The organism is Rhizobium sp. USDA 3886, from assembly GCF_056279785.1.
This window is the reverse complement of the sequence record NZ_JBWCDC010000001.1, coordinates 81341-101722: the sequence shown is the minus strand read 5'-3', so window position 1 is coordinate 101722 and position 20382 is coordinate 81341. Positions and strand designations below refer to the sequence as shown.

Sequence of the window (20382 nt, the reverse complement as noted above, 5' to 3'; positions counted from 1 at the left end):
AGTTGCTGCACTGCGAAATGATCAAGGTCATTCCGGCCGAAATTTGTCAAAGCCCGCTGGCGGTCTCAAACAGCCATGTGCCGAATAAACCCACTGGAGTAGCGAAAGCCACATTTCAGCCACATTCAAGCGCCCGGCATCGCGGGAAAGGGATAGACTCCTTCACCAAACGAAAAAAACTTTTCCGCCGCGGCGGGCGTCATAGCCTCACCAATTTGAATTTATGATGACTTTCCGAAATACGTTGGCCCATCGGCGTTTCAGTAGGTTCTCTTAAAGCCAAACACGATAAAACCCGTGGCCGCAACCGTTCAATTCAGCCGTCCCGAAACGGGATCGCCGATCACTTTTTGCTGCAGTGCCATATTTTCTTCCGTGAAAACGCTCTAGCTTTTGGTCTGCGGGCTCGAGTCTGCTCTCGTTGAAACGGTCGCAAGGGGAGGTGCGGCCCAATAGGGGTGACTGATAACGTGAACGTTGACGCCAACGTATCCTCGCGGATCAACCTGATGCGCATCGTGCTCATTTCGGGCATCGTGTTCGTCCATATACCGTTTGACCCTGCCAATACGCCGTTCAACGGAAACTACGGTTTCTTCGACTGGCTGCGGGTCTTCCTGAGCGAAGCGCTCTTCCGCGTCGGGGTTCCCTGCCTCAGCGCCATTTCCGGCTACCTGCTGTTTCGCGGCGGGACGGAGGGCTTCAACTATGGGAAAACCGTGCGCACGAAAGCGCAGACCGTCTTCCTGCCGTTTCTCATCTGGAATACCGCGTTCTTTGTCGCCGCGCTGGCAATGCTGAGCGTCGGCATTGGTGACGGCTATGTCGTAAGCCCCTGGACGGCATCGGTACGCGGTCTGCTCAGCCAGCTCTTTGCGGCAGAGGAATTTCCCACCAACATCCCGCTTTACTTCCTGCGCGACCTCTTCGTCTGCATCCTGCTTTCGCCGCTGCTTGCCTGGCTCATCCGGCGCGTTCCCCTGCTGACATTGTCGACTTTGCTGCTGCTCGCGCTCATTCCGGAAATGTCGCTCTACATCGTGATCAAGCGCTCGATCCTCTTCAGCTTCGCTTTTGGCATCTATGCAAGCCTCTACAAGATTGACATCAAGGCACTCGACCGCTTTGCACCACTTGGCGTGGCGGCTCTGCTTGCCGCTTCGGCACTGCTTGCGACCGCGATCTACATGACCGGTCCATCAATGCCGGACTGGGTGGAGCTTGGCCGCAATGCGCTGGCAATCGGCGGGGCCGCCGGCTTCTGGATGCTTTCGGCGCCGCTGATCAAGACCTCCCTCGGCCAGCGTCTTTCGAAGACCGGAAGCCTGAGCTTTTGGATCTTCTGCGCACATTATCCTTTGCTCGTCCTATTCTTCATGATTTGGGAAAAGACGGGCATCGGCTTCTATCCGCTCTTTTTCTGTGGCTCGCTTCTGGTGCTTTTTCCAGTGCTTGCGCTTTCCAACAGCTTCGTCCGAAACAACGCGCCGCGCTTCTACGCTGTGCTGACCGGCGGCCGGACCAAAAAGAGCTCTCAATCCGCTTCCCGCCGGAAGGTCCCGGCAGAATTCGCTCCACAGCAAAGGTGAGACATGACGGCCAAAATCGCCCATGCGCGACTGCTTTGCCAGAGTTTGACGATCGGCGCCCTTATCCTCGGCGCCCTCCCCGCACATGCCCAGCAGGCAACGAGCAAATCCTTCGTGGATGATTTCGACAAGATCGACCGCAGCATCTGGTATGTATCCGACGGCTGGAACAACGGCGCCCACCAGAACTGCACCTGGTCGAAAAACCAGGTGAAGGCCGAGGGCGGCATGCTGCAGCTGACCTTCGCCGAGGGCAAATCCAAGGACCGCAACTATCTCTGCGGCGAGATCCAGACGAAAAAGCGCTTCAGCTACGGCACCTATGAAGCGCGGATCAAGACTGCAACCGGCAAGGGCCTGAACTCCGCCTTCTTCACCTATATAGGCCCTGCCGACAAGCAGCAGCACGACGAAATCGACTTCGAGGTGCTCGGCAAGGACACGTCGACTGTCCAGGTGAACCAGTATATCAAGGCCAAGGGCGGCAACGAAAAGCTGGTGCCTGTCGGCCAGGGGGCCGACCAGAGCTTCAATGACTACGCGTTCGTCTGGGAGCCGGGCCGGCTTCGCTATTATCTGAACGGCAAGCTCGTCCAGGACGTCACCGACCAGTCCAAGATCCCCCAGAACCCTCAGAAGATCTTCTTCAGCCTCTGGGGAACCGACAAACTTGCGAACTGGATGGGTAAATTCGCCTATACGCAACCAACGACGATGGAAATCGATCGGATGGCCTACACGGCTCCGGGCGACAAATGCCAATTCGAGGGTTCGATCGCCTGCACGCTCAATTGAGCGTAGTGAAACTACCGAAAGATTGCACAGCACACCCCGAAACGGACTCCGGTGATATCCGGGATAGCGCAAGGAGTATTGATGCTCAAAGTCCTCTATCTGGCGCATGATCTGGCCGATCCCGCCGTGCGCCGCCGCGTGCTGATGCTGACTGAAGGCGCTGCCTCGGTGACGCTGGCCGGCTTCCGGCGCAGCGAGAATGCGCTTGCCGCCGTCAACGGCCTCACGCCGATCGAACTCGGGCGGACCGCCGACGCCAAATTCGGCCAGCGCATAGGCGCCGTCGCAAAGGCGGTCGCTGGACTGCGGGGCCTTCTGAAGGGTATCGAACGGCCAGACGTGATCATCGGGCGCAATCTGGAATCGCTCGCAGTCGCCGATCGCGCCAGCCACCTCTTCGGCGGTGTGCCGATCGTCTATGAGTGCCTTGATATCCATCGCCTTCTCGTGAGCGACGGCATGGCCGGAAAGGCGGTCGGCCTTGCGGAAGCCTATTTCGGGCGAGAGGCGAAGCTGATTCTGACGAGTTCGCCCGCCTTCATCGCCAACTATTTCGTTTCGCGCTCGGCTCTCAAGGCGCCGATCATGCTTGTCGAGAACAAGGTCCTCGCGCTGAACGGCATGCCGGAAGCAACCCCGCTCCGCCTGCCGCCAGCCGAAGGCGAGCCCTGGAAAATCGGCTGGTTCGGCGCGCTCCGCTGCCGCAAGTCGTTGCAACTGCTTGCCGATTTCTCCCGTCGAATGAATGGCCGCGTCCGCGTCGTGCTGCGCGGCCGGCCGGCCTATTCCGAATTCGAGGATTTCGATACCTTCGTCGCCAACGAACCCTATCTGAGCTTCGAGGGGCCATATAAGAACCCGGAAGACCTGTCGGCAATTTACAGCGATGTCCACTTCTCCTGGGCGATCGACTTCTTCGAGGAAGGCCTCAATTCCAGCTGGCTGCTTCCCAACCGCCTCTATGAAGGCTGCCTCTATGGCAGCGTCCCGATAGCGCTCGCTAGCACTGAGACAGCTCGCTTCCTCTCCCGCAAGGAGATCGGCCTGACGCTGCACGACGCCTCTGTCGAAAGCCTTGAGGCGCTTTTCGAAGGCCTCACCGGCGAGCGTTACGGCGCGCTTGCAGCGGCCGTCGCTGCTGAAGACCGGAAGAGCTGGCTCGCCGACCGCAGCGATTGCCGCACCTTAGTCGACAATCTGTCCCGCCTTGTACCGTCCGCCGCCGAAGCGCACGCGGCCAATGCCTCTAGCCCCGCAACAGCAGTTCCAGAAGGGTTGACTGCAATGATGACTGATGTTTGTTCCAGCGTCGCCTGCCTCATCATCATTCCTTGCCTGAACGAGGCAAAGCACATCGAACCCCTGATCGAAAAGCTCGGTTCGGCGCTCGATCAGCTGAATGCCCGCATCGTCGTCGCAGACGGTGGCAGCACCGACGGCACGCGTGAAATCGTCAGCCGCATCAGCGAAACCGACCCGCGCGTCATCCTTCTCAACAACCCCCGCCGCGTCCAGAGCGCAGCCATCAATCTCGCAGTCAAGACCTTCGGCCGCGACTACGAATACCTGATCCGGATCGACGCCCATGGCGATTATCCGACGGATTTTTGCCAGCGACTCGTCGAGGAAGCCGAGCTTACCCAGGCGGATTCGGTCGTCGTCGCCATGGAAACGATCGGATTCGGCATCTTCCAGAAGGCCACCGCCTTCGCGCAGAACTCCAAACTCGGCAACGGCGGCTCGAAGCATCGCGAGGGAGCCAAGGGCCATTGGACCGACCACGGCCACCATGCGCTGATGCGTATCGCAGCCTTCGAGACCGTCGGCGGCTACGATGAAACATTCAGCCATAATGAGGACGCGGAATTAGATTACCGTCTGAAAAAGGCGGGTTTTGGCATCTGGATGTCCGATAAGACGCGGATGATTTATTATCCAAGATCAACCGTTGGAACGCTTTTCCGGCAATATCTCGGCTATGGCCGGGGCCGTGCGAAGAACATTCTGAAGCATGGCAGCATGCCGAACCTTCGCCAGATGCTGCCGCTCGCGGTGGTGCCGGTCTTTATCGGCGCGTTTCTGGCCGTGCTGAGCTGGATTGCTGTCATTCCGTTCAGCCTCTGGGCCGCCGCCTGCGTCGGCTACGGTTTCTGGATGGCGGTCGGCCAGCGTAATCCATACGGGCCGCTTGCCGCACTCTCGGCCATGGTGATGCATTTCGCTTGGTCGGCCGGTTTCTGGATGGAACTCTTGAACTTCCGCAACCGCAAGGCGTCTTGATGAAGGACCAACGCATGCAGATCGATATCGGCGTTTGCACCTATCGCCGCGCCTCGTTGGACGAGGCGCTGCTTTCGCTTGGCGTGCTTGCGATTCCTGAGAATGTCAGCCTGCGCATCATCGTTGCCGACAACGATGTGACGCCGAGCGCACAAGGACGCGTCGAAGCGCTCCGCTCGACGATCCCGCACGAGATCGCCTATGTGCACTGCCCGGCATCAAACATCTCGATCGCCCGCAACGCCTGCCTCGAAAACGCCACGGGCGATTTTCTGGCTTTCATCGACGACGATGAGGATGCCTCGGAAAACTGGCTGGTGGAGCTGCTGAATGGGGCGGAAAAGACCGGCGCCGATGCGATCCTCGGCCCGGTCCGGAGCGTCTACTCGTCAACCGCTCCTGCCTGGATGCGAGACGGCGATTTTCATTCGACGCTGCCGGTCTGGGTTGGCGGCGAAATCCGCACGGGCTACACCTGCAATGTGCTGCTCCGCCTCGGCTCCGAACATGTGAAGGGCCGCCGCTTCAATCTGGCGCTTGGAAAGACGGGCGGCGAAGACACCGAATTCTTCAGCCATATGCACCGGGACGGAGGACGCATCGCCTACGCCCCCGAAGCGCACGTCTACGAGGCGGTACCGGAAAAACGGGCGGAGCTTTCCTGGCTCGCGAAACGCCGCTTCCGCTTCGGCCAGACGCATGGACGCCTGCTGCAGGAAAAGCATCGGGGACTTGACCGCCTGAAACAGATCGGGTTTGCCACGGCAAAGGCCGGCTATTGCCTGGGCGTGGCGCTCATCTGCATCCTGGCTCCCGTTCCGCGCTATCGTTACGCACTTCGCGGCACGATGCATCTCGGCGTCGTCAGCGGCCTACTCGGCGTGCGCGAGATCCGCCAATATGGCGCAGCAGAGGGGACTGCATGACGAAAGAGCTGCCAGACATCAGCTTCATTATGGCTGCTTACAATGCAGCGGAAACGCTTTCGAAGGCAATCGAAAGCGCGCTGGCGCAGACCGGCGTGACCGTCGAGGTCATCGTTGCCGACGATTGCTCGAGCGATGACACGCGCGAAGTGGCGCAAGGCTATGCGGAAAGGAATGTCCGCCTGCTCGCCCTCGAAAAGAACGGCGGACCTGCCGCAGCACGCAACGCAGCCATGGCCGCAGCAACGGGCCGGTGGCTTGCCGTGCTCGATTCCGACGATGCGATCGAACCGGGGCGGCTGGCCAGGCTGATTGCCCGCGCCGAGAAAGCCGGCGCGCAGATCGCAGTCGACAATCTGCGGGTGATCCGCGCCGATGGTACGCCGCCGGAAACGATGTTCTCCGAGAGCGTGCTCGCAGCCATGCCGGAACTGACGCTGCCCGATTTTATTCGCTCCAATGCGCTTTTCCAGACGACGCATAATTTCGGTTATCTCAAGCCCGTTTTCGAACGCGCATTCATCGAGCGCCATGCACTGCGCTTCGACGAGAATCTGCGGATCGGCGAGGATTATGTATTCCTCGCCTCCGCGCTGGCGCTTGGCGCGCGCTGCGTGGTCGAGCCGGTTGCCGGCTATGACTACAATATCCGCGAGGGTTCCATCTCCCGCATGCTGGAGCTCCGGCATATCGAGGCGATGATGGAAGGAGACAGGGTCTTCCTCGGCAAGCACACGCTCGATGTGAAGGCTACGGCTGCGCAGAAATTCCGGGCACGCAGCCTGCGGCAGGCGAGATCGTTCCTTCTCCTCGTCGAAAGCGTCAAGAACAGATCGATCTCCGGCATGATCAAGGCGGCATGGAGCGATCCTATTGCCCTCCGCCACCTCAAGATGCCGATCGCTGTCCGCCTCAACAGATTGGCCGCGGCATTCCGCAATCTCGCTGGCCTCAAGACAGACATTCCAACGTTCGGTGGCGCACCGCGCACGCCCAAAGGATGACCTCATGAACCAACGAAACCTGACCCTGCACAGCACCGTACCGAAAGCGTCCGACGATTCCGACAGCTTCATCGATATCGATCGGCTGATTGCGATCCTGTTTCGCCGCGCCGGTTCGATCGCGCTTTGCGTCGTCGCGTTTGTGGCGCTTGCTGCCATCTATCTGATCCTTGCGACATCCGTTTACACGTCGATGACGCAGATCCTGCTCGATGACAGCATGACCAAATACGCCGAGGATGAGGCGCCTGCCGCCAGCGCCCAGCAAGTGGATATGCAGATCGCGAGCGCCGTCGAGATCCTGAAGTCGAACGAGTTGGCACTGAGCGTCGTTGACGCCCAGAACCTCTCGGAGAACGACACCATCCTGAACCCCGGAATGTCGCCGGCCGAGCTCGTGAAGTCCGGCGTGAAGCTCGTTGCGAGCGCCCTGACACCGGGCGGCCCGCCTGTCACCGAGGGGGATGCACGTAACGGCCGCCGGCAGAAGGCCGCGGCCATGCTGCAGCAGGCGCTGGCTGTGGAACGCGTTTCCCGCAGTTCTGTGATCGCCGTCTCCTTCCGCTCGACCGACCAGATGCTGGCGGCAAGGGTCACAAAGGCCTATGCCGACGCCTATCTGAACGACCAGCTCAACGCGAATTTCGACGCAACCGAACGCGCCTCCGTCTGGCTGCAGGAACGTCTTGCCGATCTCCGCGACCGCTCGCAGCAGGCGGCACTCGAAGTCGCAAAATTCAAGACGGAAAACGGCCTGACGTCGGCGAATGGCGAACTGATGTCCGAGCAGCAGCTTGCCGATCTCAACAAGCAACTCATCGTCGCGCAGGCTGATGCGGCCAGCGCCTCGGCCCGTTACAATCAGTTCAAATCGATTGTCGACCAAGGTCCGGAAGGTGCGGTCAACAACGCCGCGATTTCCTCAGGCCAGACCGACAATTCGGTGATCCAGGACCTCCGTACACGTTACATCGGGGTCACCCGCCGCGAGCAGGAAATCGCCACCAATTTCGGTGCTGATCACCCGCAGGCGGTGCAGCTCCGCACGGAAAAGGAAGACCTGACGCGTCAGATATTCCAAGAGCTCCAGCAGCTTACCTCCAGCTACCGCAACGAGTTCGAGGTCGCCAAATCTCGCGAGGAGTCGCTGCGGGAAAATATCCGGCACCTGACCGGAAAGAACTCTGAGTCCGACAAGTCGATCGTCAAGCTCAACGATCTCGAACAGCGGGCGACCGCGCTGAAGACGCTCTATGAAGCCTATCTCGGCCGTTACGAGGAGGCTGCGCAGCAGCAGTCCTTCCCGATCGCCAAGGCGCGCGTGATTTCCGAAGCCGGTATCCCCACGGCGCCGTCGAGCCCCAAGAAGACGATGACGCTCGGTCTGGCGATCGTCCTCGGCCTGATGGCGGGCGGCGCGCTGACGGCATTCCAGGAATTCCGCGAACGCTTCTTCCGCGTCGAGGGCGACGTTCGCTCTATCCTGGGCCTGAAGTTCCTCGGCTATCTGCCGCTGGTCGGCAAATTGCCGAAGGAACGCAAGGTCTTCCAGCCGCGCAAGACCCCGCTACCACAGACCGCGGAAGCGCCGGATGACGGCGCAAGCTTCGAGCGCATCATGCGCATTGTCCTCGAAGCGCCGCGCTCGGTCTTTGCCGAAACGCTTCGCAACGCCAAGCTTGCAAGCGACGTCATGTTCCAGGGCAAGAGCGACCGCGTCATCGGCGTCGTCTCCGCCCTTCCCGGCGAAGGCAAGTCGACGACCGCCGCGAACTTCGCAGCCCTGCTCGCCTCCAGCGGCAAGCGCACGCTGCTGATCGACGCCGACCTTCGCAACCCGGGCCTGACGCGCATGTTGAAGACCCCGCCGCAGCAGGGTCTCGTCGAGGCGGTACTCGGCGAAGTGCCGTGGGCAAGTGCCGTCAGGGTCGACAGCCGCACCAAGCTCGCGATCCTGCCGGTCGTTTCGAACGACAACCTGATGCACACCAGTGAGCTTCTTTCCTCGCAGGGCATGTTCAACCTGATGGAAAATGCCCGCAAGATGTTCGACTACATCGTCGTCGACCTTGCACCGCTCGGGCCGGTCATCGACGCGAAGGCCTTCGCCCCACAGGTGGACGGCTTCCTGTTCGTGACGGAATGGGGCCAGACGCCGACCAACATGGTCCGCGACATCGTGAATGCCGAACCACAGATAAAGCAGAAGATTCTCGGCGTCATCCTCAACAAAACGGATATGTCGGAACTCGGCAAGTTCAGCAATTTCGGCGGGACGGAACGCTACCACCACAAATATGTCAGCTACTACACGGAGGAGATTCCGGCAAAGCGGCAGTCGGCCGGGGCCTGATCAGGTGGAGAAGAGGTGAACTTGGCCTCGCCACAGGCGAGCGACGCTCAGCCGCCCGCTCTTGAAGGCCCGCGTGTCGAGATTAAGCCGCCGCGGCTGGACCTCCGGCTCGTTGCATGGCGTATGGCCGTGAACGACAAGCTTCGGCAGCGGGATGCCGCTGTCGAGGAACCGCTCGCGGATGAAGACGAGGTCCTCGTCGCTCTGCCTCTCGATCGTAGAATTTGGATCGATCCCGGCGTGGACGAACAGAACGTCCGGCGTGTCGACGAGGATTGGCAGCGTCCGCATGAAATCGATGTGCTGGCGCGGCAGCGATTGGCGAATGAAGCCGTCAAGTTTGGCCGCCGTCGGGAAGATCAGCGGCAGATGCTCTGCATCGAGACCGTAGGAGCGCAGCAGCGAATCGGCGCCCATGCGCATCCATTCGGAAAACGAAATCTTCCCGTCGATATAGTCGAGCATCATGATTTCGTGGTTGCCGGTCAGGCAGATGCGGTCGAAATTCTCCGGCGGCGGCCCCATCAGATGCGAGATCACCTGCGCTGACGACGGGCCGCGGTCGATATAGTCACCAAGCATGATGATGAGCTTGCGCCCCGGCAGGCGTGCTGCATCCTTCACGATCGTATGTTCGGCCATCTGCAGCAGGTCATGACGCCCGTGGATGTCGCCTATGGCATAGATCGGCCTGCCGCCGGGATCGAGCTCAAGGCGTTGCCGGGCAAGCGATAGCATCATGGGAACCTCTTGGTCGGCTGCAAACGGATGAGCCATAATCAATCTTGCGCCTGACTGAAAGTCGCGCCGTTGAGAATTGCCGGGTTTGTGGGATAGTCAGGCATGGCCATCTCTATCAAGCTGGCAAGAAAATTCAAACCATACTGATTTTGTAGAAAAACCGACCTTATCATCCCGGTTGTGATCAATCACTTCTATCATCTTCGAACAAGAGTACGACAGATGGGAACCGTATCGCAATTTCACGACCGAACGCGGCCGGTCGCACAGCGCATCGGAAGCGAGGAAGAGGCAATCAATACGGCGCGCAGCCTTGCCGCCGTGTTCCAGCGGCAGTCGAGCGAGCGCGACATCAATCGCATCCTACCCTATCAAGAAATCGACGCGCTTTCACAATCCGGCCTTGGCGCGATCACGGTCCCACCCGAATATGAAGGGCTGGACGTCACCAATTCGCTGCTCGCCGAAATCGTTGCGATTATCGCTGAAGGCGATCCCTCGATCGGCGAATTTCTCGAAGTTCATTTTACAGTGCTCGATGGATTGCGGCAGCAGGCCGGCGAGGAGCTGCAGCGCGCCCTCTTTGCGCGGGTGCTCGCCGGCGATCGCTTTGCCGCAACCGTATTCCCCGATACTGCCGCAGTCAGTTCCCGCGGTCTCGGGTATCGACTAAATGGTCGCAGCACGTCTTCGCCCGCGGTGCTCTTCGCCGATTGGATTGCGGTGGGAGATGATCAGAGCACGCTTTACCTCCCCTGCGACAGCGAAGGCCTTCAGTTTGTCGACGATTGGGACGGCCTTGGGCAGCGCACCAACGGCACAGCCGCCATCGTGGCCAGCGACGTGCATGTCAACGCGGACGCGGTCGCGCCTGCCGCGACTGCGCCGTCGGCGATCGGCGAATTGCAGCATGCGGCCGTCGATCTTGGGATCGCGCGTGCGGTTCTTTCCGCGGATGCCGGCGCGGCACAGGCAAGCGACATCGGCAAGCTTGCGATCGCCATGGAGACGGTTGCGGCGCTTTTGGAAAGGGCCGGCCGGAAGCTCGACATCGCGCAGATCAATATTGGCGGCCGGGCGGTCGAAGATGCCTATTTCTCCGCCACCGCCGCGCGCGCTGCCGCAAGCGAACTGGCGATAAATGCCTCGACCCTGGCTTTCGAACTGGCAGGAAAAAACGCTGCAAGCGTCGGCCTCAATCTCGACCGGCATTGGCGAAACGCCCGCATCCGCGCGCTGGGAACATCCGCCGATGTTCTTCATCAGCGCGCCGCCCATCATTTGCGAAAGGATCGCTAGAGCATCAGCCCGCGGCGGAAACCGGCGACGTTTCATCGACTCCATCGCCAAGGTTGTCGGCCTTCGCGACGAATTGATCGAGCGTCATGTTGTCGAGGATATCGGCGATCGCGTCTCGCACCTCGGTCATCGAGCGGCGCACATGACAGGTTTCCGGGTTAGAACAGTCATCGCAGGCTTCATAAGCTGTGCGGCTTGCGCAGCGAATGGGGGCCAGCGGGCCGTCGAGCGTGCGGATGACGTGACCGATGCGGATTTCCGACGCCGGCCGTGACAGCGAATAGCCGCCGCCCGGCCCCTTCTTGGAGCGCAGGATACCGACATTGCGAAGTTCCAGAAGGATCGTATCGAGAAACTTTTTCGGGATATTGTTGCGCGCGGCGACATCGTTGATGAAGGCGGTTTCGCCCGGCGCAAGACGCGCCAGATCAACCAGTGCCTTCAATCCATATTTTCCCTTTTTAGTCAGCATTTTCGATCGCCCCGCAGAACCCGCGCAGTGCCTTCTTCTATCCATACAGATAGCGTCGAAAACGTGAGCGCACAGTAAATAGCTATTATTTATATAGGTTAAGTTCGAGTTTCTGGCTCTCCCTAAAAATCAGGGCTAGCATTGCGACGTGCCAACCTTCAAGGACAACGAATCCTTCAAAGTCATCGAGGGCAACTCCTTCGTGGTCAACCATCTGGGCTTCAACCACGATTCGCCAATCTGGAAGGACGTCCGCATCCGCCAGGCGGTGACGTATGCGATCAATCGCGACGCCAAGAGCCTGCATGGCGGCGCCGCGATGCCGGCCAATTGCGTCTATGCCGCCGACCGGCTGGTGCCGAAGGACATCGAAACCTACGCCCACGATCTGGAAAAGGCAAAGGAACTGCTGAAGGAAGCAGGCTGGGATCAGATCAATGGCGCCAAGCCGATCGCGCTTCTGACCTCTTACATGACGCCGCTTGCGACCAACGTGCTTGAGGCCGTGCAGGCGATGCTCGCCCAGGTCGGCATCAACGTCGTGCCGCGCGCCGTTGACGTCATCAGCCCCGGAACGCCGGATCTGCCGATTCATGGACGAATACATCGTCCCCCTTGCGCCAGAAAGCCGGTGATTATTCGAATGCCGCGCTCGACAAATTGCTGAGCGCAATCGGCAATTGGGACCCGTCGGAACACGGCTGCGGTGGCCTTACCGCTCCATCGACGAGATGGAGGCAGCGCGGCTGCGCGTCATCGCGTGCAAGGAAATTGGCGATCTCTTTTTTGCTCCCTAGAAAACCAGCTGCACCTTGCACGCAGCCGAGCGGTCACCGGCCTGCTCGAAAGCCTCAAGGGCACGATCGAGAGGAAAGCTGTGGCTGATGATCGGACGAACGTCGATCTGCCGGTCGGTGATCAATGCCACGGCATCCGCGAATTCCGGATGAAAGCGCTGCGAACCGTGAATATGCAGCTCCTTGCTGACGAGAGCGTTCAACGGAATGGCGATGTCCCCGGTCACGCCCACCTGCACGATGGCGCCGTGCGGCTTGACCGACGCGATGGCAAAGCGGATTGCGGGTGCTGCGGCGGAACACTCGAAAGCGAGGTCGAAATAGCCCTTGCCGGCTTCGTATGCCGCCAGCGCGTCCTGATCTTTCGCATTGATCGTCTTGCCAGCACCCATGGCGCCTGCGCGCTGCAGTGCTGCATCAGCGAGGTCGGTGACGACGATTTCCGCAGCCCCATGATGTCTTGCGACGGCAACGACTAGGCACCCGATCGGCCCGGCGCCGGTGACCAGCACCTTCTTTCCGGCGATATCGCCCGCGCGTGAAGCCGCATGCAGGCAGACGGCGAGCGGTTCGGCACAGGCTGCTTCGGCGGCACTGACCTCCCCGGAAACGGCAACGCATTGCACTGCCGATACGACCAGCCACTGGCGAAACATGCCTTGCTCATGCGGGAGCCGCATGGCGCTGCCCATGAAACGCATGTCGAGGCAGTGGATCGGCTGCCCGCGCTCGCAATATTCGCACGATCCGCACGGCTGGCTGGGATTGACGGCGACCAGGGTGCCAGGAGGCAAGGCCACGCCAGCGCCCGCCTTCTCGACGAAGCCGGATGCTTCGTGGCCGGGAATGATCGGCTCGCGCACACGCACCGGCCCAAAGCCGCCATCCTGGTAGTAGTGCAGGTCGGAGCCGCAGATCCCCGCAACCGCCATGCGCAAGAGCACTTCGCCTTCCCCGGGTTCCGGCACCGAGCCCGCCTCGACCCTCAGGTCCCGTGGTCCGTAAAGCCGGGCAAAACGCGTCTGCATGCGTACCTCCGTGATTACTTCAACAACCCGAGCTGCTGCGGCAGCCAGAGCGAAATCGACGGAACAAAGGTGATCAGGATCAGCGCGATGAACAACGGAACGAGCCAAGGCAGGATCGCCATGGTCGTGCGCTCGACGGAGAGCTTTGCCACCCGCGACAGGACGAACAATACCATTCCGAGTGGCGGATGCAGCAGGCCGATCATCAAATTGAGCGTCATGATGAGGCCGAACTGCACGGGATCGATCTGGAACTGCATCACGATCGGCAACAGGATCGGCACGAGGATGGTGATCGCAGCGATCGTATCCAGGAAGCAGCCGACGAAAAGCATCAGCAGATTGACGAGGATCAGGAACACCCACTTGTTGTCGGTGATCGAAAGGATCGCCGTCGATAAGAGCTGTGCTGCCTGGCTGACCGTCAGCAGCCAGGCAAAGACCGAGGCCGCCGTGACGATGAAAAGGACCGAGGCCGTGGTCTCGATCGTATCGAAGCTCGCCTTGGCGAGCGTTGTGAACGTCATCGTGCGGTAGCGCACCAGCCCCAGGAAAAGCGACCAGAGCACCGCCGCGACCGCCGCCTCCGTCGGCGTGAACCAGCCCATCGTCATCCCGCCGATGAGAATGACCGGCGTCATCAGCGCCATGACGGCGGAAAAACTGAAATACCAGTCCAGCGCCAGAAGCGCTGCAAGCGCGATGCCGGCCGACACGTTCATCGACAAGCCGGCAAGCATCATGAGATAGATCGCGACGGGAACGAGCAGCACTACGACGATTTCCAGCGATGCCGACAGCAGTTGCTTCACATCGAAGGGCGCGTCCGAACCCCAGCTCCGCGCATAGGCGAAGCCGGCCACCGTCACCATCATCAGAATGGTCATGACGATTCCGGGCAGGATGCCGGCCATAAACAGCGCGCCGATCGATACATTCGCCATCATGCCGTAAATGACGAAGGGCAGAGACGGCGGAAAGATCGGGCCGAGCGTCGCCGAGGCCGCGGTGACGCCGACGGCAGCTTCGACCGGATAGCCATGGTCCTTCATCGCCTTGATCTCGATCGTACCGATGCCGGCGGCATCCGCAAGCGCGGTTCCCGACATGCCGGAGAAGATGACCGAGCCAATGATGTTGACCTGCGCGAGCCCTCCCTTCATCCAGCCGACGAGGGCGACCGCAAACGAATAGATGCGACCTGTTACGCCGGCCGAATTCATTAGGTTGCCGGCAAGAATGAAGAAGGGAACGGCAAGCAGCGGAAAGCTCTCGACGCCGGCGATCATGCGCTGGGCGACGATGATGTCGGGCGCGACGCCATAAATGACGATATAGAGCACCGAGGCGGACGCCATCGAGATGGCGACCGGCACGCCGATGACCATCAGCAAGAGAAAGGAGCCGACGAGCAGGAGCATGTGATCAATCCTCGATTTTCTGGAATTCCTCGGGCCGTTCCAGAACGGAATAGCCGCGGCGCATATTGGCCACGGAGACCATGATGGCGCGCAGCAGCATCAGGACGAATCCGGCAAAGACGCTATAGAAGACGATGTTGCGGGGCAGCGCGATCGTCACCATCTCCTCGCCGGCGACGATCTGTACATAGCGCCACATCAGATAGCAGGCGTAGGCAAAGAAGCCGATGCGGACGACATCGACGAAGGTGGCAAGAACCCTCGCCAGACCCGCAGGCATATAGTGGTAGAACACGTCCACCTGGATATGGCGCGAGGTGCGCACGCACATGATCGAACCGAGGAAGACGACGCCGATCAGGCAGTTGATGGCGATCTCTTCCGTCCAGGCATAGCTGTCGTTCAAGACATAACGTGTGAAGAACTGCAGGAAGACGCAGCCGGTCATCAGCCAGAAGACGATCAGGGTGATCCAGTCCTCCGGGGCATAGTCCGAAGCTTTAGCGGTCGGAGCCGCGCCTTCGAAGGTGTGGGCAATCTCGTCGGGGGTGATCTGGGTGTGGACTTCTTGCGACATGAGCGACATCCGTTTTTGCCGGAAGGGAGGATGCGGCGCTCGATGGCGCCGCATCGTCACGATTATTGGATAGCGCGGATGGCTTCCCAGTCGGACTTCTCGTAGCCGAAGTCCTCGAAGGCCACCTTCTCGGCAACCGTCTTCTCGAAGTCGCTCTTGTCGACTTCTGTTACGTTGATGCCCTTTTCCTTGAAGGTGGCAATGAGCTTGTTCTCACGCCCTTCGATCGTCTTCGTCGTGCGCTCTGCAGCTTCCTGCAACACGTCTCCGAAGATTTTCTTGTCCTCGTCGGAAAGGCTCGACCACAGGGTTTTGGAAACCACGGTGTTCAGGTGATCGACGATATGGCCGGTCAGGATGATGTTCTTCTGAACTTCGTAGAACTTCTTCGCCTCGATCGTCGTCAGCGGGTTTTCCTGTGCCTCGACCGTGCCGTTCTGAAGCGCCAGATACACCTCGGCAAAGGCGATCGGCGTCGTGTTGGCGCCGCAGGCCCGCGGCATCGCGAGATAGGCCGGAACGTCGGGAACACGAATCTTGAGACCCTGCATGTCGGCGCACTTCGCGATTGGTTTGTTCGAGGTCGTCTGGCGCGTGCCGTAATAGCTGACGGCAGCGATGTGGTTGCCGGTCTTGTCCTCGTAGCCCTGCGCAAGGCGCTTGAAAACATCGCTCTTGGTGTAGGCGATCAGATGTTCTGGACCGCGGAAGATATAGGGAAAGTAGGTGACGCCGATCGGCTTATAGTCGCGGGCGGCAAAGCTCGACCCGGAAATGATGATATCGACGGTGCCAAGCTTCAGCCCCTGGTTGATGTCCGCTTCCTTGCCAAGCTGTGAAGCGGGATAGACCTCGATCTTGTAGCGCCCACCGGTGCGCTTGTTGATCTCCTCGGATGCCCAGACCGAATCCGTGTGGAAGGGCTCGGACGTTTCGTAGACATGGGCCCATTTCAGGACCGTCTGTGCGTGCGCTGCAACCGTCGTCGCCATGATGGCGGCTGCCGTGCAAACTATCGTAGCCAGTCTGATCTTCATCGCTCTTTCCTCCCGAGCTTGCGTTAGATCTTTGCTTTCCTCTGGGCCGCGCGGCGGCCTTCGTCTTCTCCGAAAAACTCCTCCCCGAAGCTTTCGGAAAATCTCTTCTGCGATCTGTCGAGATGCGTCCGCATCGCCTGTTTGGCGGCCACGGGATCGTTGGCTGCGATCGCATTCCTGATGGCGCGATGCTCCTCCATCGCCCACGTCCAGGAATCCGGTCCCTCGAAATGGCTCGCCAGCTTCTCAAAATACGGCGTCATGCGCTGATCGTAGATTTCGCCGGTGAAGCGAATGAGCACGGCATTTTCGACGATCCCGGCGATTGCCGTATGGAAGGCTCGGTCGACGGCGAGCGCCGCGTTGGTGTCGCTGACAACGCTTGCCATCTGCTGCAGATTCTCGTCGAGCACGACAATGTGGCTGGGCGTCGCACGCTGTGCAGCCTCTTCGGCGATCGCGCATTCAATGATGGCGCGGGCCTGCAGCAGCTCGAAAGGCCCTTCGAACGGTTCGCGCTCCGGCTGAGCGGGCTGAATGGTGTGCTTCCGGGCGACATATATTCCCGAGCCCATCCGGATATGCACGAGCCCTTCTACTTCCAGCACTATCAAAGCTTCGCGAATGGTCGGGCGCGAGACCGCCAGCTTTTCGGCGAGTTCGCGCTCGGGCGGAAGGCGCTGGCCAACAGCCAGTTCGCCAGTCGCGATCATCGAGCGAATTTGGTCCGCCACCTGCCTGTAAAGGCGGCGCGATTCAACAGCTGAAAACATATGCCTCCCTGGCGCGTTTCTCCTCAAACGCACAATTGGCCAAGTGGCCTGACCAATTCATCCGTTGGTAACATTGATCTTCCTATGCGTCAATCCGCCGCAAGAAACAGGCCCTATGGGCCGAACGGCGGTTTCAGATCGTAACGCGCGGCAAGCGCCGCAAAGCATTCCGCTGTCGCGGGGTCGAGTTGGACACCATTCGTCTCGCGGTCCTCGGCAACGTTCCATTCGCGGTCGCCCGGCGCCATGACATGCAGGTCATCGCGGGCCGGCGAACTTCGCAACGTCTCCAAATAGCGCGTCATCGCAGCGTCGAACCTGTGTCTATCCAGGAAAGCATCAGGCTTCATCGCGAGCACGAACGCGCCGAGTCCCCGCGGCGTCGAGAAATCCGGGCCGGGCATTGGCGCGATGTCGAAGCTCAATTTCATGCCGGTCAGGATAGCACTGAGGATTTCAGAAATTCCCGCCAACCCCGCACCTTTGAACCCGAATTCACCGCCAAGCGGCGCCAGCATGTCGGCTTGTTCCGGGTTGGTGGTATCGTGGCCGCGGCTATCCGAAGCCGTACCGGCCGGCAGGCTCTTGCCAAGGCTCCTGTAAAGCTGAACGCGGTTATAGGGCACCGCGCTGGTGGCCATGTCGAAGAGCCAGGGATTGTCGTTGACGACAGGCACGGCGCAGGCGATCGGATTGGTGCCGTGAAAGCGCATCGCACCGTCATGCAAGCGGACGAAACTGTCGGAATTGCAAAAGGCAAAGCCGATGAAGCCCCGCCGGGTCGCCTCGAGCGCATAGGCACCGGCAGGCCCGAAATGCGAGGAATTGCGGATGGCCACGGCCCCGATGCCGTAACGGTCCGCAAATTCGATCGCATGATCCATCGCCACGAAAGTAGCAAGCCCTCCATGGCCATTATCGGCCTCGAGCACACCGACCGCTCCGAATGCCGAAGCCAGCGCCACCTTCGGCTGCCGGTTGATGCGGCCTTCGGTCAAGCCCCTGACATAGTGCGGCAACAGCCGGACGCCATGGCTGTCGATGCCGAGCCGCGTTCCATGCATCATCGCGCGCGTCGCTCCATCGCTGGTAGCCTCGTCAGTACCCGCTGCAATGAAGACGGCGCGGCAGAAGCGATCGATGGAAGCAAGCCTCGCTCTTACAGGCGAAGTCGGACGTTCAGTCGGCATCGGCAAATTACCTTTCACCAGCGCTCGCTGGCTGCCTTAGTGTCATAACGGGCTCGGGCCGCCAGAATTTCAGCCTGGTTGGATTCCGTCCACCCCACCAGCGCCTGGATGGTTTCGTGCAGAGTACAGCCGAGGGGCGACAGGGCGTATTCAACGCGCGGCGGCACGACGGGATAGACCGTCCGCTCGATAATTCCGTCGCGTTCCAGGTTGCGCAAGGTGGTCGTCAGCATGCGCTGGCTGATGCCTTCGATGCTGTTGCGCAATTCGGTGAAGCGCAGCGTGCGCTTTTCCAGCAGCGCGATCACCAGCAGCGACCATTTGTCGGCGATGCGATCGAGGATTTGCCGTACCTCGCAGCCTTCGCGCGCGTCCCACTGCAGGACCTCGTAATCCGCCTCGGTGCTGCAAGGGTTACTCGGTGAGTTTAAAGTGCCTTCTTTCATAGCGCCGGATCATGGCCTTATTGTTTGACAGTTACAAGAGGGAACTGGCTGACGAAAAGTCACTGTTCCTCCATCGTCAACGAAGGATCATGCTTTATGTCAACAACCGTTTCATCCCCTGAAACAGGCGCTGCACCTATGACGCCCCGTGCCGCAGCCACGCTGATCGTCCTCTGCGGGGCAATCTTTCTTGAGGGCATCGATGTCGCCATGCTGAATATCGCGCTTCCGGCAATCCGGTCCGATCTTAATTTGACGACAACCACGCTGAGCGGCGTGGTGAGCGCTTATGTGCTCGGTTACGCCGGTTTCATGCTGCTCGGCGGCCGCGCTGCGGACATCTTCGGCAAGCGCCGGGTCTTCCTTTCCGCACTTGCCGTCTTCATTGCATTCTCGGGCCTCGGCGGCCTTGCCACGGAAGGCTGGATGCTCCTTCTCGCTCGCTTTGTCACGGGCGCCGCCTCGGCATTCATGACACCGGCCGGCCTGGCGCTTGTCGCGACGAATTTTCCGGAAGGCCCTCAGCGCAACCGCGCAGTGACCATTTACGCATCCACGGCCTCCGCCGGTTTCTCGCTTGGGCTTGTCTTGGGCGGATTGCTCGCCGCGATCGACTGGCGCTGGGTGTTCTTTGCGCCGGTCATCCTCGCGCTCCTCACGTTTGCGGCCGCGATCAGGCTCATCGCCGACAAGCAGTCTGCAACCGCCAAGGAGCGCTTCGACATCCCTGGCGCTGTCGCGCTAACGGCGGCGATGCTGCTTGCAGTCCATGGCGTGACCCGCCTCGAACATCCGAACCAGAACTGGGCATGGACGCTCGGCGTGTTCGGAGCGAGTGCGACGCTGTGGCTTGCCTTCGTCCTCATCGAGCGCCGGTCCGCTTCCCCGCTCGTGCGTTTCGGAATATTCCGCTCCGGATCCCTCCTCCGGTCGAACCTCGGAGCACTGCTGTTCGCCGGATCATTCTTCGGCTTCCAGTTTATCGCGACACTCTATCTCCAGGAACTGCTTGGCTGGACACCCATGCAGACCAGCATTGCGATGCTGGTGATCGGCATCGACGCGGTCGTCGCTCCCATCCTGACGCCCAGGCTTGTCGATCGCTTCGGAAACGACCGCGTCATCTTCGGAGGCTTCGTTCTTGCCGCCGTCTCGTATGCATTACTATTGCGGATGGAACTCGACTGGACATATGCCGCGATCTTCCCAAGCATGCTGCTGCTCGGACTGGCCTTCTCGATCGCCTACAGCCCGCTGACAATCGCCGCCACCGACGGCATTCGTGAAGACGAACAGGGGCTGGCCGGCGGGCTGGTCAATACCGCCTTCCAGTTCGGCGCAGCCCTCGGCCTTTCGGGTGCAAGTGCCATCGGCGCCTATGCTCTTGGCGATTCTACATCTGCTGAAGCGCGGCTGGTATCGCTTCAGACGGCGCTAATCGTCCCGGTCGCAGCCGCCGTGGCCGGCGCGCTGATCACTGCCACGGGCATCAGGCGCCGCTGCGGTGTGCCCTGCGATCAGGCCATGCCATCCTGAACGCAAGACGGCCGTGGCTCCAGTCGCGGCCATCAATCGCATCGAACGTCCACCGAAAGCAGATGATCCTCCGAGCCAAAGGCAACACCGCTCTGGTCGAAGCAAAATCTCTTCGGAC

17 protein-coding genes and 3 pseudogenes are annotated in these 20382 nt (G+C 60.4%); 11 read left to right on the top strand and 9 right to left on the bottom strand.

The window, feature by feature from the left end:
- Positions 1-470: 470 nt before the first annotated feature.
- From ACZ9BX_RS00535 to ACZ9BX_RS00505, 7 genes and pseudogenes are all read left to right on the top strand, one after another.
- Complete coding sequence (locus ACZ9BX_RS00535) at positions 471-1589, top strand: acyltransferase family protein (RefSeq protein WP_165928221.1); 1119 nt, start codon at positions 471-473, stop codon at positions 1587-1589.
- 3 nt (positions 1590-1592) lie between these two features.
- On the top strand, positions 1593-2384 hold the full coding sequence (gene exoK, locus ACZ9BX_RS00530; protein WP_476214953.1) for an endo-1,3-1,4-beta-glycanase ExoK: 792 nt from the start codon (positions 1593-1595) through the stop codon (positions 2382-2384).
- Positions 2385-2465: 81 nt separating this feature from the next.
- Positions 2466-3629: pseudogene (locus ACZ9BX_RS00525) on the top strand (glycosyltransferase family protein); the annotation flags it as partial.
- Positions 3630-3668: 39 nt separating this feature from the next.
- On the top strand, positions 3669-4664 hold the full coding sequence (locus ACZ9BX_RS00520) for a glycosyltransferase family 2 protein (protein WP_476219855.1): 996 nt from the start codon (positions 3669-3671) through the stop codon (positions 4662-4664).
- A complete protein-coding gene (locus ACZ9BX_RS00515) occupies positions 4664-5590 on the top strand; it encodes a glycosyltransferase family 2 protein (RefSeq protein WP_476214951.1) in 927 nt (308 codons plus the stop codon). Before ACZ9BX_RS00520 ends, ACZ9BX_RS00515 begins: the two co-directional genes overlap by 1 nt.
- On the top strand, positions 5587-6594 hold the full coding sequence (locus tag ACZ9BX_RS00510) for a glycosyltransferase family 2 protein (protein WP_476214949.1): 1008 nt from the start codon (positions 5587-5589) through the stop codon (positions 6592-6594). The genes ACZ9BX_RS00515 and ACZ9BX_RS00510 overlap by 4 nt, the downstream gene beginning before the upstream one ends.
- Before the next feature lie 4 nt (positions 6595-6598).
- A complete protein-coding gene (locus tag ACZ9BX_RS00505; protein WP_476214947.1) occupies positions 6599-8947 on the top strand; it encodes a polysaccharide biosynthesis tyrosine autokinase in 2349 nt (782 codons plus the stop codon).
- On the opposite strand, the gene ACZ9BX_RS00500 is transcribed toward ACZ9BX_RS00505, so the two are convergent.
- Positions 8948-9685 (bottom strand): metallophosphoesterase family protein, encoded by a 738-nt coding sequence (locus ACZ9BX_RS00500; RefSeq protein ID WP_476219853.1) that lies wholly within the window; start codon positions 9683-9685, stop codon positions 8948-8950.
- 225 nt (positions 9686-9910) lie between these two features.
- Here ACZ9BX_RS00500 and ACZ9BX_RS00495 point away from each other — a divergent pair, with 225 nt between their 5' ends.
- A complete protein-coding gene (locus ACZ9BX_RS00495) occupies positions 9911-10987 on the top strand; it encodes an acyl-CoA dehydrogenase family protein (RefSeq protein WP_086998172.1) in 1077 nt (358 codons plus the stop codon).
- 4 nt (positions 10988-10991) lie between these two features.
- Here ACZ9BX_RS00495 and ACZ9BX_RS00490 read toward each other — a convergent pair whose 3' ends face one another.
- Positions 10992-11459, bottom strand: coding sequence for an RrF2 family transcriptional regulator (locus tag ACZ9BX_RS00490; protein WP_476214945.1), 468 nt, complete (start codon positions 11457-11459; stop codon positions 10992-10994).
- Positions 11460-11604: 145 nt separating this feature from the next.
- Here ACZ9BX_RS00490 and ACZ9BX_RS00485 point away from each other — a divergent pair.
- Both ACZ9BX_RS00485 and ACZ9BX_RS00480 read left to right on the top strand, forming a co-directional pair.
- Positions 11605-12018 (top strand): annotated as a pseudogene (locus ACZ9BX_RS00485) (ABC transporter substrate-binding protein); the annotation flags it as partial.
- Positions 11978-12256 (top strand): annotated as a pseudogene (locus tag ACZ9BX_RS00480) (dihydrodipicolinate synthase family protein); the annotation flags it as partial. The pseudogenes ACZ9BX_RS00485 and ACZ9BX_RS00480, both read left to right, overlap by 41 nt.
- Here the strand turns inward: ACZ9BX_RS00480 and ACZ9BX_RS00475 are convergent.
- The 7 genes from ACZ9BX_RS00475 to ACZ9BX_RS00445 all read right to left on the bottom strand — a co-directional run bounded on the left by ACZ9BX_RS00475 (position 12253) and on the right by ACZ9BX_RS00445 (position 18728).
- Complete coding sequence (locus ACZ9BX_RS00475; protein WP_476214943.1) at positions 12253-13284, bottom strand: L-idonate 5-dehydrogenase; 1032 nt, start codon at positions 13282-13284, stop codon at positions 12253-12255. The pseudogene ACZ9BX_RS00480 and the gene ACZ9BX_RS00475 overlap by 4 nt on opposite strands.
- Before the next feature lie 14 nt (positions 13285-13298).
- A complete protein-coding gene (locus ACZ9BX_RS00470; protein ID WP_476214941.1) occupies positions 13299-14705 on the bottom strand; it encodes a TRAP transporter large permease in 1407 nt (468 codons plus the stop codon).
- Positions 14706-14709: 4 nt separating this feature from the next.
- Positions 14710-15282, bottom strand: coding sequence for a TRAP transporter small permease (locus tag ACZ9BX_RS00465; RefSeq protein ID WP_132564255.1), 573 nt, complete (start codon positions 15280-15282; stop codon positions 14710-14712).
- Positions 15283-15344: 62 nt separating this feature from the next.
- A complete protein-coding gene (locus ACZ9BX_RS00460; protein WP_476214938.1) occupies positions 15345-16319 on the bottom strand; it encodes a sialic acid TRAP transporter substrate-binding protein SiaP in 975 nt (324 codons plus the stop codon).
- A gap of 23 nt (positions 16320-16342) precedes the next feature.
- Entirely contained in the window at positions 16343-17092 is a 750-nt protein-coding gene (locus ACZ9BX_RS00455) for a FadR/GntR family transcriptional regulator (RefSeq protein ID WP_476214936.1), read from the bottom strand.
- Between the two features lie 113 nt (positions 17093-17205).
- Positions 17206-18282: an Ldh family oxidoreductase gene (locus tag ACZ9BX_RS00450; protein ID WP_476214934.1), complete on the bottom strand. Its 1077-nt coding sequence runs from the start codon at positions 18280-18282 to the stop codon at positions 17206-17208.
- A 14-nt stretch (positions 18283-18296) separates the two neighbouring features.
- Positions 18297-18728: a winged helix-turn-helix transcriptional regulator gene (locus ACZ9BX_RS00445; RefSeq protein WP_027510082.1), complete on the bottom strand. Its 432-nt coding sequence runs from the start codon at positions 18726-18728 to the stop codon at positions 18297-18299.
- Between the two features lie 138 nt (positions 18729-18866).
- Between ACZ9BX_RS00445 and ACZ9BX_RS00440 the strand changes: the two genes are divergently transcribed.
- On the top strand, positions 18867-20264 hold the full coding sequence (locus ACZ9BX_RS00440; protein WP_476214932.1) for an MFS transporter: 1398 nt from the start codon (positions 18867-18869) through the stop codon (positions 20262-20264).
- Positions 20265-20382: the final 118 nt, after the last annotated feature.